Raw genomic sequence first — 13,169 nt, 5'->3', positions numbered from 1 at the left:
CCATTTCGAGGCACGCCAGGGTCTTGGAAAACTGGGGAATACAAGCTTTGGCTTTCCATGGAAAAGCTTGGAAAGGCTGGGATCACCCACGTAACGAGACGGCGCCCCGTGCTTTGGTCGCCGGTGCCCAAGCTTTGTTCGGAACAGGTAGTACAAAGCGCTTCTTACCTTTGACCTGGTTGTCATCCCAAGATGCCAGTAGCCAATCGCGCCCGCTCCCATCTGGTTCAGGTTCCCTTAGCAAGTCATCTTTTGACAAAGACAGTGCCGCGCCCGACCTTTGACAAGTTAGAACCACCCACCAAAGACCACCTAGTGTGAGCGAGTCGACACCTTTGGCACGGATACTTCGACCAGGAAGAGGTTAGTCCAAATACTCCTCCGCCAAAACCAAGGTTCTCACAATATCCCTGATGTATGGGCTTCTCACCTTTGGCTTTACAATTGCTGGCGTCGACAGCAGGCGCCACCAAAGGTTTTGCCCTGAGAGGCCACTGGCTCCTGAATGATGTTTGGCGCACCAATTCAGCACTGATCTTGTATACGCAATAACCTTGTTGGACGTAGAAAGGCCATTGTTTTTTCTCACGACATCACGGACGGATTCGACATCACCTTGCTCCAATTCTGTTACCGGCATCCTGATAAACTTGCCCCACGCATCCAACGAAAAGATGTACTCCATGTCTTTCCTGGTCGTCGCAGCAATAGGCCTTTTGGCATGCGATGAGCTTTTTTCGTCAATAGCGACTTCGTAGCACTCAGCCAAAGTCCAGCTTTTCTTCGGTTCGACTAAACGCTCAAGAGCGTCCGAATGACTAAAGTTCTGGTGTCTAAACTTTACGTATTTGTCTACCTGCTCCGGCTGAGCTTTCATTACGGATCGAACGTCCGCTGCCAGTTGCCTTGCGTCCCGAATGCTTCTCAAAGACATATCCGAAGGATCTGGATAAAGCTGTCCGATTGTCTTTGTTTTTTGTTGGAACTTAACCAACCAGACGGCGCGCTTCCCTCGAACCCGCAGGTGCAATCCTCGTCCGCCAGCGTCTTTGAACGTATGGAGTTGGGTGGCGCCCTCCTCAGCCATTCTCACAGCATCCGCCAAAATTCGCCTATCAATTTCGCATACTTCTGTCGGCATGTTGTTCGCCTCAAATTCTGTACCATTTCTGTACCATCCTCAAAAATGTTGACGTGGTCCCAGACGGTCGTTGGTTTCTGTGGTGAACATCACAGAAAAACGGAGTGCCGTTGTTAAAAACTCTTTAAAGAGCAGCATGATAGCTGCGCACACCCCATATTTCCAAGCACTTAACAGGCATACCTGAAAGCAGCAGAAAACAGGCATGAAGCGGAATCATAATCCGCGTGTCGGGGGTTCAAGTCCCTCCTCCGCTATCAAATCCCCCAAATAACCATCTGAATAAAAAAATATTTTTTTGATAGCCGATGCTAGCTAGCATCATTGTTCCATACTTTGTGCGGAAATTCCCTTCCAAACTCCGGAAAAAATTTGGCACTATGTGTAGCGCGGCGGCAGCTTTCAGACAATTTGGTGGGATTTTCCAGGCAAACTATAACTGACGTGTCCATAACGAAATAGCCGAGCGGTCGGTAGGCTTCCGAGGCGTCTCGCCAGCGCAACCCATTGCGTCTGACGAAGATAATCCCGCTCAACACCCGCTTGTCATATAACCGAGGCTTGCCGTGCGGCTTTGGGAAAAAGGCGGGAGCTTGGCCATCTGCTCGTCGGTCAGTCAATAAAGGTAGCTCATGTTACCGCTCAGTTTTCCGAACCGTGAATCATCCAGCGCAGCAAAAATCAATGCATCCTGCCCCTAGGTGTAAATCATCGGATCCACCCCATCGGCATTCATAATCTCAGTCTCATACAATCAGACCCTGGCTTTTTCGAAAGCCGCCCAAGCGGTCTCAAAAGCATCAAAATCAAACTCCGGTTGGCGGGCTGCATCCAAGACGATGCGTTCTGTCACCAATAGTTTTTGGATTGCGGCTTCTAGCTGATCAACGACATCACCGGGTACGACCAACGCGCCATGACGGTCGGCGTGCACCAATTCGCCAGGATTAACCGTCAGGCCAAAAACGGAAACCGGTGTATCGATCTCGCGGACGTGGACGAAACCGTGGCTTGGCCCGACGGAACCTGCCACGACCGGGAACCCCTTGGGTAAGTCGCCCAGATCCCTCATGACGCCATTGGTTACGACTCCGGACATACCAAAACCCTTGTGGACGGATGTATTGATTTCACCCCAATAGGCTCCGATGCAATCCGGAAAATCCATATCCTCGATCACAGCGACGCACGGGTTGGGGGCTTCGGCCATGTATTTGTAATAAGCCATGCGCCGGGCCTTGATGACTTCAGGCGGCTCAGTCGGCGGATTGACCGCCGCGATCTTGGCCGTACGGGCATAGCCGACGATCGCGGGCTCTTCGGGCGCTGAACACAGCATGGTACCGCGCGTAAAATCGTCGAACCCGCGCTTGCCCTGTGCCACTTCGATGGCATTGCAGACCGTGGGGGTGTCGACCTTGCGAAGCAGGGACAAAAGGGATGGCGTCATGTGTCCTCCAACCAGCGGATCAAGGCCGCTGTGGTTTTTTGGGGTTGTTCCAATGTCGGCAGATGCCCGGCGCCTTCGATGATCTCCAGCGCGCTGTCTGGCAATAGATCGTGCATCAACTGGTGGCGTTCAATGGGGCACAGCCGATCTTCTTGCCCACACAGGACCAAAGCCTTTCCCGTGTAAGCTGTCAGCGTCGCGCTTTGGTCCGGGCGATCCATCAGCGCCTGCGATTGGCGCAAGAACACGTCAGGGCCCAAGTCGGTGGCCATTGCCATGCACAGATCCAGGATAGCCCCCCGGTTAGGCCCGTCGGACAGGTAACTGGGCTTCATCTCGTCCCGCATTACCGACCTCAGATTGCCGTCGCGAACGGCTGCAATCTGGGGCGCGCGGCGGGCTTTGACCTCTGGCTTTTCGGCCAGTGGATTTGTGTCGAGCAATGCCAGGCGCGAAACACGTTCCGGGGCCTGACGCAATACTTCCATTGCCACGATACCGCCCATCGACAAGCCAGCCAGCGCGAATTCAGCCGGCGCATTTTTCAGAATATCATCTGCCATGGCTTGCACGCTGTCGTGTCGCGACAAAGGGAATGTCATCACCGGCATCTTGCCTGACAGTGCGTCGATTTGCGGGCCGAAAAGGCGGGCGTCACACATCATGCCCGGCAAGAAAATCACGGGTATCATGCCGAGGCCAGCTTGGCCCCCTCAGATAGCGCGGCCAACTTGGCGTAGGCGATCTGAGGGTCAACCGCGCCGAAGCCCGCAAAGGTGCCAAAGCCGCAATCGCTGCCTGCTATCACCCGGTCCGCGCCGACGATTCCCGTAAAACGTTCGATCCGTTGGGCCACAAGCTCGGGATGCTCGACGAAATTGGTGGTGGTGTCGACCACCCCGGGGACCAGAACCTTGTCATCTGGTATCTCAGATTTTCGGTCACGGAACACGGTCCACTCGTGGGCGTGACGCGGGTTCGAGGTCTCAAAGAGGACATAGCGCGATTTGGTCGCCATCAGGGTGTTGAACACCTTGTCCATCGCAATGTCGCAGCAATGCGGACCCTCATAGTTGCCCCAGCAGATATGCACCCGCACGCGATCCTGCGGGACGTTCTGAAGCGCGTGGTTCAGCGCCTCGACATGCATATCGGCAATTTTGACGAACGCGTCGTCCGAAAGGTCAGTGAACAGCATATGGCGCGATAAGGCCAGATCGGGACAATCCAGTTGCAGATCCAGACCAGCGGCCACGATGGTCTCGTATTCCTCTTTCATGGCATCGGCCAGCGCCGCCAGATATGCCTCACGCGTGGTGTAGAAATCGTTCTGCAAAAACAGCGAGATCACGCCCGGGGACGCGGCATTCATGAAACCGCGCTCGACCCCATGCTGCGCCATAGCCGCCTTGAGGTTGGCGATGTCCTTCTCTAACTCACCCTGCCCTTTTGATCGCACCTCGCCGGTGCACATTGGTCGGGCGTATTGCGGCGTGCCGCCGTCATTGGCCAGCCGCTGCAGAAAGCCGGGGAACATCTTCAAATCAGCAGGCGCATTTCGAGGGCTGTCACCGGAAAACCCGGTGTAGCGGTCCTTGACATAGGTCGCGTAAGAAATCTTCGAAGTCTCACCGTCGCTGACTATATCAACGCCGGCTTCGACCTGTTTGCGCACCGTTTCAGAGACTGCGGCGGTCATGCACGCGTCAAACGCGGCTGCTTCATAAGGTTCGCCGTTTTCCCTGACAAAGATAAGATCCACGACGTCCTGTGTTCGGGGCAAAGACCCAACATGTGTGGTTTTTACGGCCATAAAGACCTCCTTACAGTTTTCGTGCCATCAGCACAGTATGGCTTTGGGTTTCGGGGTCTTCGGCCAAAAAACCGGTCAATTGCAGCCCGTTCTCTTCAAGGCACGCTGCATAGCCGGCCGGGGACAACGAGGCGTGGTAGACAAGCTCTGATCCCACCGTACCGCTGACTTCCCCGGCGCGTGGACCTACGGTCAGCATCAGCATTCCACCGTTATGTAAATGGCGTGCCATGCGGGTGATGCAGCCCGTCTGCTCATCTGCCGTCAGGTGAAAAAAGCTGTTCCAGGCGATGATCCCATCGAATTGCTGATCCAGCTCAAAATCCCGCATGTCAGCTTTCCGCCAATCCCCGTCCGGCCAGCGTTCTTTGGCGATGTTCAGCATGGCTGCGGAAAAATCGACACCCGTGACGTCGAACCCTTCGGCCATAAACCAGCGCGCAATGGGATCGCCTGTGCCACAGCCCAGATCCAGTACGTGGTCACCCGGTTTGAGGCTGGCCGTGAAGCGCGCCAACCAGCGCGCCTCGAAAAGGGCTTTTGAGCGGCGCTTGTCATACTCTGTGGCTTGCCGTTCATATATGGCTTGGGTGTCGTTCGGGTCTGCGCTCATCCTGTCCAGGTCGCTCCTGCCGGTTCATCGGTTGCAGTGATCCGGTACAGGCCCGCCTGCCCGGTCATTGATGGCTGAACGCTATAGGATTCACCGGGCAAAACCAGAGCCGTGTCACCTGTCGAAATTGTGGTTTCGTGCTCGTCGATCGAGATATGCCAGTGACCGCTGGCTGGCATCAGAACCACAGGTTTATCCGCCGCAATCGGTTCGGTCACAGAGGACCCCCGGCCAAGGAAGTCTACCGCAAACCCCGGCTTATCCTTGATCAACCCGCTCTCACCAATCACCTGCGCAGGCTTATTGGCCGACAACGCCATCAGATCCCAATACCGTGCAACATATTTGCCGACGACATCCTCAACCGGAACCTCAGGGTAGCCCTTCAACTGCTCTTCGGTCAGCAAGGGCATTGGGTGCACATTATGAGGCAGCTCCTGACCTTTCTTGGTGTCGTACAGAACGCCATTGTCGCCCAGCATCAGACCATGCGCCTGCGCATCTTCGATGACCTGAGGAGCCCAAGTGACGCCTCCGCCCGCGTCGTCACCGCCCAGGATTGCCATGATCATACCGTAGTCCTGGCCAACGTTTTCGAAACCACGGAAGATGCCGGTCGGGATGTTGAAAATATCGCCCTCCTCGGCGATGAACTCACCAGCGGTGCCATAACGGCCCCAGAAAAAGCGCCAGCGTCCTTTGGCAACAAAGAAAACCTCGGCCGTTGTGTGGCTGTGCAATGAGTTCCGGCATTTCGGCGGCTGACCTGCGGCACCGATGTTGAAGCCGATCTTGTCGGTGATGTGCACATGCTGATCTGGCGATTCCGAGACGCCACCGCCGATGATCGTGAAATTCTCTTTCTGATCGCTGCCCGGCGTATGGGCATCGATAAATGCGGTTTTACAGGGTTGGAGCTCGCCGTAGCGGACAATGCGGGAAGTGATGGCTGATTTGGTCATGACGTATGATCCGATTTTTTGTTTTCTGGAATGCAAGCTCGTGTGCTCTGGCGGCACAGGCGCTCACTCCCCTGGAGGGCGCAGATTCAGTCGCCGCGCCCGCAGGCTTTGACGGAACATATGGAAACGTCGACGGGCTCCGGTTTCACGCAGACCACCTGCAAGGATACGATATACGACCGGACGGGCCACTCAGACCTCTCCGCTCTGCAACAGGATCTGCTTCCAGACCGAGGTTTCATCGAACAGAGTATATTCACGGCGCAACTGCGGTTGCCCCGCAATCAGTGCGCCAAACTCGGCATGGCTGATCCCGAGGACATAAACCTGTGCCCCTGACGGCGCCCCGAACATGCCCCAGCCGTCATGCTTGCCCCAAAGGCTCCAGCGAATTGCTGATCGCGGCGGCATATCCGGGTCGTCGCGCCCGATCTGGTGTTCAATCTTGAATTCAGCATTCGGGAAACTCGCCCGCAGCCCCATCCAGAACCGGTCGACGGCATCCCAGCCATGCCCCGTGACGCCGCCCACATACTCAGACTGCACCGCACGGTCATATTCAGCCGCGATTGTGCCCATATCGGCACTCATGATCCGGGTCAGGATATCAGCATATCGCTGCCCCCACGCATTATCATTTCCGCGACCCTTGTAGGGGCCGGGCTGGTCGATTTCGGGGGTCAGAGGCTTGGTGCAGCTGTCCTTACCGCCCTCGCGCGCAATCAGATCAGCGGCGTATTCCTTTGGGTCCCAGCCCATCTGCCGCACAATCGCGCCCTGATCGCGGATCAACCATTCGTCGTTGATCTGGTTGTCGATGGCGTGGCAGTCGGCCAGAATTCGATAGCATAGTTTTGTACCGGTAGGCTTGCCGTAAACCCCCTCGGCCAGATGCGTGGCAGTAGACAGGATGCGGTGAGAGCTGAGCATGCCCTCTTCCGGCGTGCCCGACCAGATCACATCTTCACCCATCAACTGCCGATTCGGAAACTCGGCCAGGGTCGCCATCGTGGCGCCGATCACATTCTGATTTCCCACAACCACCGAACCGGGTGAACGAACGACGATATCTTCGCTGTAATATTCGTGCAGGGTTGCGATGCCCCGGTCTTCCCAGATCTCTTTGGTAATTCCGATGATATAGTCGGGAAAATCCCGGAACTTGGGATCAAAGCCTTTCATGTTTTCATCCTTTGCGGGGTCCAGCCTTTGGGCAGCCGTGCCGAAGTACGCACGATCAACGGCCCATCAATCGCGACCTTGCGGGCTGCGGCAACTGCCGGGTTTTCAATATGGTCCAACAAGGCATCAACGGTTTCCGCCACCATCAGGTTGGCGCGCTGACGAATGGTGGTGAGATTATAGGCAAGCCATCCGGCCTGCGGAACATCATCGTATCCAACGACAGAAACATCTTCTGGTATACGCATTCCAAGTTCAAACCGAATGACGTCCATCACGGCAAGCGCCATATGGTCATTGGCGACGAACACCGCATCGGGTCGTTTTTGCGGTTCAACATCAAACATGCGGCGCGCGGCCAATCGCGCATTCTCGGTCAGGAACTCTCCTATTTCATAGGCGTACAGATCCTGACCTGCATCACCGAGAGCGGCGCGAAACCCGGCCTCGCGGTCTCGCTGGGTTGAGGCACCCTGCCAACCGGCAATGTAAGCGATGCGACCGTGGCCTGCGGCAATAAAGAATTCAGCGACCTTGCGGCCGCCGGAATAATTGTCAGAGGTCACCGAGGTGATCCCGTCGATATCCTGACTACGGTTGAACAGTACGACCGGCACACCCGCTTGTTGGCACCGTGTTGCGATATCGGACGACATCGCGACCGAGGCCAGGATCACGCCATCAACTTGATAATCAAGAATTTCCTCCATAACGTCGTCAATGTTTCCGGCGGTTCTGGAGGCCATGAAGATCAGGACATGATACCCCTGCTCCTGCAACTCGTTCGACAACTTCTCAAGCGCTTCGGGATAGAAATAGTTGTCCAGATAGGCGACGACCAAACCAATGATGCGGCTTTTGCCCGACACCATCGCGCGCGCCAACACATTGGGGCGATAGCCAAGTTCGGTCGCGGCTTTGCGCACTTTCTCTTCCGTCTTCTTGCTGACCGAGGCACCGGGCGTGAAGACGCGGCTGACGGCGGATTGGCTGACACCGGCAAGCTGGGCGACCTGGAGTGATGTTACTTTCTCGGCCATCAATCTGCTGTCCAACCTCCGTCAATCAACATCGAGGTGCCTGTAACCAGCGCTGAGGCATCCGAGGCGAGGTAGCGTACCGCACCCATGATATCCTCGACCTCGCCCACGCGACCCAACTTGATCTTGTCCATGATCCACGCGGCGCGTTCTGGGTTGTCAAAGGTGGATTGGGTCAGAGGCGTTCGAATGAACGTCGGGCAGACCGTGTTGATCCGGATGCCCTGCTTGCCCCACTCGATGGCCATTGATTTTACCATCCCCTCAAGCCCGTGCTTGGTCGCACAATAGAGCGCCCGTTCGACCCCTCCAACATGCCCCATTTGGCTGGAGATGTGGATGATCGAACCTGGCCTGTCTGCCTCGATCAAGGCACGAGCGGCATAGGCCGACAGGAAGTAAGCCGAACGCAGATTGACGCCCGTGACAACATCGAAATCCTCAGGCGTCGTCTCAATAGCAGCACTGTGCCGTGCAACCCCGGCCGAATTCACCACGACATCAAAGCTGCGCGTTTCAAAAAGCTGCTTTAGCGCATCCAGATCGCCCTGATCCAGAACCAGCGCCTCGGCCGACCATCCCTCTGCCTGCAGAGCAGCGACAGTTGCATTCAACCGATCTTCGCCTCTGGCCGCACAGACGACATGCGCGCCCGCCTCGGCCAGCGCTACGGCACAGCCCTGCCCGATGCCTGAAGAGGCACCTGTCACCAGGGCGGTCTTTCCAGTCAGGGAAAACGAGGGGGTGCGCGGCAGTTCAGTCATCAGCTCATTCCATCCGGTATATCAATGCGCCCCATGTTTCGGGCCTTGTTGAATTCCCGCAGACGGGCAAAGACGTCAACGCCTAGCTGGCGATAAGCATCCAAAAGATCGACCAGCACCCAGTTTTCACGAATGCGCCCGTTTTCCAGCCGCCAAAAATCGAGGCTGCGCATGGTGATCTTCTTGCCCGAGGGCGCGATGCCCAACCATCCATCATGGGTGACAGTCTGGATCATATTGGGCCAGCCGGTCACGGCCGCATATTCGCCATCGCCGAAGAAGTGGTAGGTGATGTCGTCCACGAACTGCCCACGATCCGGCATTCCGCTCAGGAACGGGATCTGGTGCCAATTGCGAAAGCCCGCATAGCCACGCCCGGTGCCAATGCCCGACGGCCCGTACCAGTTCATGCGCGGATGCCAGAACCGTTCCATCTCCATCACCTCGGGGCCACCCTGTTTGGGATGCTTTTTGAGATGTTCCAACATATCGATGATGTGCTGACAGGTCTCTTTGCCCTTTGCCTCATCATACGGACCGGGAACGAACCCGTCCTGCGTGGCCGGGCCCGGCACATGCCATTCGCGTCCAAGGCTGGGTGCCATCGGCCAGGCATTTGCCTGCATCATCACCTCGGGGATATCCCAAAGGGCTTGTATTTCCGTGATTTTGCCATTTTCGAAACGGTAAAATTCGTGGAACCGCATAGTAATCTGATTACCAGTCGGTGGGATGTCCAGCCATGGGCCGGTGAATGTGCCCGTGTAGTAGCCGCCGCACCCTACCCAGTCCGAACCATGTTCATCCGGGCCGGCCATGACAATGTAGTCGCGGCGTTCCAGATCGGGCCAGGCCGTCAACAGGTCTTTATAGGCGCGGTCATAGAAAGCGTCGCTGCCAATGCTGTCGCCAAAGGGATGGCATAGGTGGAAAACGGCGTCCGAGGCCGTTACCTCGGCCAGTGCCGCGCGAACACCGGCCTCGGAAAAATCATACATCGCGGCCCTGAGCGGAGCGATCAGGGCCTTATGCTGTGTATGCTTGTCACTCATTCAGCAGCATCCCGATACGGCGCGGGTTCGCCATAGGGCACATTGATGCCACCATAGCGACGCACGCGGACGTTGCACTGTTCTGCGTGGCCTACAAAACCTTCCAACATGCACAGACGCGAGCCGTATTCGCCGATTAGTGTCGCCGCCTCGTTGGTCAGAACTTTCTGATAACTGTGCGTTTTCAGGTACTTCCCGACCCAAAGCCCACCGGTGTAGCGCCCGGCCTTCTTCGTTGGCAGGGTGTGGTTCGTACCAATCACCTTGTCCCCGTTTGACACGTTGGTGCGCGGACCAAGGAACAACGCGCCGTAGCAGGTCATATTCTCAAGGAACCAGTCGTCACGATCCGTCATCACCTGCACATGTTCCGAGGCGATATCATCGGCAACCTGCAGCATCTCGTCATACGTGTCGCAGACAATCACCTCGCCATATTCCTCCCAGGACACTTTCGCGGTGTCTGCAGTCGGCAGGATGCCCAAAAGGCGGTCCACCTCGGAGAGCGTCTCATTGGCAAGCTTTTCAGAGTTTGTCAGCAACACGCAGGGGCTGTTGTATCCGTGTTCGGCCTGTCCCAGCAGATCGGTTGCGCATAGCTCGGCATCTGCCGCGGTCTCGTCCGCGATCACCATGGTTTCGGTGGGACCTGCAAACAGATCAATGCCGACGCGCCCGAACAACTGGCGCTTGGCTTCGGCAACAAAGGCGTTGCCGGGACCAACCAGCATGTGAACGGGATCAATCGTCTCGGTGCCCAAAGCCATCGCACCAATGGCCTGTATGCCACCCATAACGTAGATCTCATGAGCGCCACCCAAATGCATCGCCGCAATCACTGCTGGGTTCGGCTTGCCTTTGAACGGAGGCGTACAGGCGATGATACGAGGGACACCCGCAACCGAAGCCGTGGCCACGGACATGTGGGCCGAAGCCACCATTGGAAACTTGCCACCGGGGACGTAGCATCCGACCGATTGCACAGGAATATTCTTATGGCCAAGGATCACGCCCGGCAGGGTTTCGACCTCAATGTCCAGCATTGAATCCCGCTGAGCTTGCGCAAAGTTGCGCACCTGTTCCTGTGCGAATTTTATGTCGGCCAGTTCCCTATCGGTCAGTTGACCGATCAAGTCATCGATTTCCTTCTGGCTCAGGCGGAACGAGGCTGGCGAGTAGTTGTCGAACTTCTCACTCAACTCACGCACCGCAGCATCACCGCGGGTTTCAATGTCTTTCAGCGTCGCCTCAACCACGGCGCGGGTCTTGGCATCATCTTCAGCCCGGTCCGCATCGGATTTGCCGCGTTTAAGATACTCGATTGCCATGTTTCCAATCCTCAGTTTTCGGGCCGGGGTGGACATTTCTCACCCCGGTCAAATGCTTCCCAGCCTTCGCCGTTGAACAGGTCGACGCCCAGTTGCGCCGCGACATGTGCGAAATCGACATTCACCCAGTTGTCGACGATCTTGCCGTCAACGACTTTCCAGAAATCCATATAGCGGATCTCGACCCGCTTGCCGGTGGGGGCGATGCCCAGAAACTCACCCGTATGGGTTGCTTCCTGACGACCAAAGGCTGCCGCCCATTCGCCCATGTAAAGACGGGCCTCATCGATGCAGGTCTTGTCCGAAAACGCCGCCTGAAACGGGCGCTGCCAGTTTTCCTGAAACTCTTTCAGGCCGGTTTTGGTGCCGCAGCCTTGATTACCCATCCAGCGGAAGCCTTGGGTGAAGAATTCTCCGATGTCATCAATGCGGTGATCGTTCAGACCATCCACCATGGTTTCGATCACGCGGCGCGTGTCTTCGGTTTTGCTCATGTCCGTGTCGCGGGTCAGGACCGCTTGTTCGGGACGGGAACCTTTCATGTCTATGTCCTTTCAGGTTGCCAGAGTGAGAGTTTGGGGATCGCAGCCCCAATACTCAGAAAGTCCCTCGGCATCCTGTTCAGCGCCGGGTGGCGCGACATGGCGTTATGGCGTGCATGGTTGCTCATCAGCCTTTGACCGCGCCGGCTGTCAGACCGCTGACGATCTGGCGCTGGAAGATCAGCACAAGGAAGATCAGCGGCGCAGTGATCGACACGGCCGCGGCAACCGCGACCACTTGGTCGGTTGTAGTCGTCTCGCGGTTGAACATGCCGACAATGGCGGGAACCATGGTCTGGTTCTGCGCGTCCAGCAGCAACGCGGTGACAAGAAAGTCGTTATAGGCCAGCAGGAAACTGAACAGGCCTGTGGTGATCACCCCCGGCCACATCACCGGCATGATGACACGACGGAAGGCTTGGAAATGGCTGCACCCATCGACACGGGCGGCCTCATCCAGTTCAGCCGGGATATTCTGGAAGAACGAACGCAGCATCCAGATCGTGAATGGCTGATTGATTGCAACCAGAACAGCAATCACCGCAAATGGCTTGCCGTAAAGTGTCGGTGCATTTTCACCCAGGATCGGGGCCAGCCATTCAGCTGAGTTGATGAACACCGGCAGATAACCGGCAACCAGTACCGAATGCGGCAGGGCCCGGAACACCAAGGCGACAATCAGGATCCAGAACGCCAGGGTCGAACCCGAGCGCGCCAGACCATAGCCCGCCAGCGTGCCTACGGTCAGCGAGACAGTCACCACGCCTGTTGTCACAATCAGCGAATTCTTGAAGTTGTTCGAAAAGCCCCGGTCAATCCAAACGGTCTTGTAGTGTTCGGTGGTCAGGCCAAGCACGTCCCGACCCAAGGGTCCGAACCAAGGGTTCAGCACGTTTAGAACGGCGGGCAGGACGACAAAGAACGCAAGCAGAAAGCCAACAAGAACAACAAGGACACCAATCACCCAGCCAAACCATTCTTGCTCGGGTTTCGTGTAAGACTTCACCATCGACGGGAGTGTTTTTGTGGCGATCACAATCGTCGCCCAAATCACCGCGATGCCCAAAATGATGTCCAGCAGCGAAAGACCTTTGCCAACGCCCAGAGTGGCAGGACCGAAGATCACGTTCAACGCGTTGCTGTCGAAGGCATCCACTGGCGACTTAAAGCTCATCACCACGATCCAGAAGATCGGGAAGGCCGCGATCAGGCACCACAGCGCCAGAAAGATGTTCGAGGTTAGCCGCAGGCTGAGCGGTTGGCGAAGCGCGCGCGAGGACAT

Annotated in this window: 13 protein-coding genes, 1 tRNA gene and 1 pseudogene; 1 reads left to right on the top strand and 14 read right to left on the bottom strand. The window is 56.6% G+C overall.

From position 1 onward, the window contains the following. Positions 1 to 364 precede the first annotated feature (364 nt). Positions 365 to 1,141 carry a hypothetical protein gene (locus AC2FJF_RS11000; RefSeq protein WP_496725450.1) on the bottom strand — a complete coding sequence of 259 codons (777 nt, stop codon included), beginning with the start codon at positions 1,139 to 1,141 and terminating at the stop codon, positions 365 to 367. Positions 1,142 to 1,332: 191 nt separating this feature from the next. Here AC2FJF_RS11000 and AC2FJF_RS10995 point away from each other — a divergent pair. Further along, a tRNA-Leu gene (locus tag AC2FJF_RS10995) sits at positions 1,333 to 1,398 on the top strand. A 210-nt stretch (positions 1,399 to 1,608) separates the two neighbouring features. On the opposite strand, the pseudogene AC2FJF_RS10990 reads toward AC2FJF_RS10995, so the two are convergent. The 13 genes and pseudogenes from AC2FJF_RS10990 to AC2FJF_RS10930 all read right to left on the bottom strand — a co-directional run. Continuing rightward, positions 1,609 to 1,742: pseudogene (locus AC2FJF_RS10990) on the bottom strand (IS5/IS1182 family transposase); the annotation flags it as partial. A 153-nt stretch (positions 1,743 to 1,895) separates the two neighbouring features. Next, positions 1,896 to 2,591, bottom strand: a complete 696-nt coding sequence (locus tag AC2FJF_RS10985) for an RraA family protein (RefSeq protein ID WP_496725449.1) — start codon at positions 2,589 to 2,591, stop codon at positions 1,896 to 1,898. After that, positions 2,588 to 3,283 (bottom strand): alpha/beta fold hydrolase, encoded by a 696-nt coding sequence (locus AC2FJF_RS10980; protein WP_496725448.1) that lies wholly within the window; start codon positions 3,281 to 3,283, stop codon positions 2,588 to 2,590. The genes AC2FJF_RS10985 and AC2FJF_RS10980 overlap by 4 nt, the downstream gene beginning before the upstream one ends. Continuing rightward, the gene (locus tag AC2FJF_RS10975) at positions 3,280 to 4,404 is read right to left on the bottom strand and encodes a cobalamin-independent methionine synthase II family protein (RefSeq protein WP_496725447.1); all 1,125 of its coding nucleotides are present in this window, start codon (positions 4,402 to 4,404) and stop codon (positions 3,280 to 3,282) included. Before AC2FJF_RS10975 ends, AC2FJF_RS10980 begins: the two co-directional genes overlap by 4 nt. A gap of 10 nt (positions 4,405 to 4,414) precedes the next feature. Then, positions 4,415 to 5,017, bottom strand: a complete 603-nt coding sequence (locus AC2FJF_RS10970) for a class I SAM-dependent DNA methyltransferase (RefSeq protein ID WP_496725445.1) — start codon at positions 5,015 to 5,017, stop codon at positions 4,415 to 4,417. After that, a complete protein-coding gene (locus AC2FJF_RS10965) occupies positions 5,014 to 5,979 on the bottom strand; it encodes a cupin domain-containing protein (protein ID WP_109312354.1) in 966 nt (321 codons plus the stop codon). The genes AC2FJF_RS10970 and AC2FJF_RS10965 overlap by 4 nt, the downstream gene beginning before the upstream one ends. A 192-nt stretch (positions 5,980 to 6,171) precedes the next feature. Next, positions 6,172 to 7,161, bottom strand: a complete 990-nt coding sequence (locus tag AC2FJF_RS10960) for a nuclear transport factor 2 family protein (RefSeq protein ID WP_496725443.1) — start codon at positions 7,159 to 7,161, stop codon at positions 6,172 to 6,174. Then, on the bottom strand, positions 7,158 to 8,201 hold the full coding sequence (locus AC2FJF_RS10955) for a LacI family DNA-binding transcriptional regulator (RefSeq protein ID WP_496725441.1): 1,044 nt from the start codon (positions 8,199 to 8,201) through the stop codon (positions 7,158 to 7,160). The genes AC2FJF_RS10960 and AC2FJF_RS10955 overlap by 4 nt, the downstream gene beginning before the upstream one ends. Continuing rightward, the gene (locus tag AC2FJF_RS10950) at positions 8,201 to 8,965 is read right to left on the bottom strand and encodes an SDR family NAD(P)-dependent oxidoreductase (protein ID WP_109312352.1); all 765 of its coding nucleotides are present in this window, start codon (positions 8,963 to 8,965) and stop codon (positions 8,201 to 8,203) included. The genes AC2FJF_RS10955 and AC2FJF_RS10950 overlap by 1 nt, the downstream gene beginning before the upstream one ends. Next, positions 8,965 to 10,017, bottom strand: coding sequence for an ester cyclase (locus AC2FJF_RS10945; RefSeq protein WP_496725439.1), 1,053 nt, complete (start codon positions 10,015 to 10,017; stop codon positions 8,965 to 8,967). Before AC2FJF_RS10945 ends, AC2FJF_RS10950 begins: the two co-directional genes overlap by 1 nt. Then, positions 10,014 to 11,345, bottom strand: coding sequence for a histidinol dehydrogenase (gene hisD, locus AC2FJF_RS10940; protein ID WP_496725437.1), 1,332 nt, complete (start codon positions 11,343 to 11,345; stop codon positions 10,014 to 10,016). Before hisD ends, AC2FJF_RS10945 begins: the two co-directional genes overlap by 4 nt. An 11-nt stretch (positions 11,346 to 11,356) precedes the next feature. Next, on the bottom strand, positions 11,357 to 11,887 hold the full coding sequence (locus AC2FJF_RS10935) for an ester cyclase (RefSeq protein ID WP_108859141.1): 531 nt from the start codon (positions 11,885 to 11,887) through the stop codon (positions 11,357 to 11,359). Positions 11,888 to 12,014: 127 nt separating this feature from the next. Then, complete coding sequence (locus AC2FJF_RS10930; protein ID WP_496725435.1) at positions 12,015 to 13,169, bottom strand: carbohydrate ABC transporter permease; 1,155 nt, start codon at positions 13,167 to 13,169, stop codon at positions 12,015 to 12,017.

This window comes from Ruegeria sp. CDSB013 (genome assembly GCF_059611165.1).
Note: the sequence above shows the minus strand (reverse complement) of the source record. Positions and strands in the feature narration are given on the sequence as shown.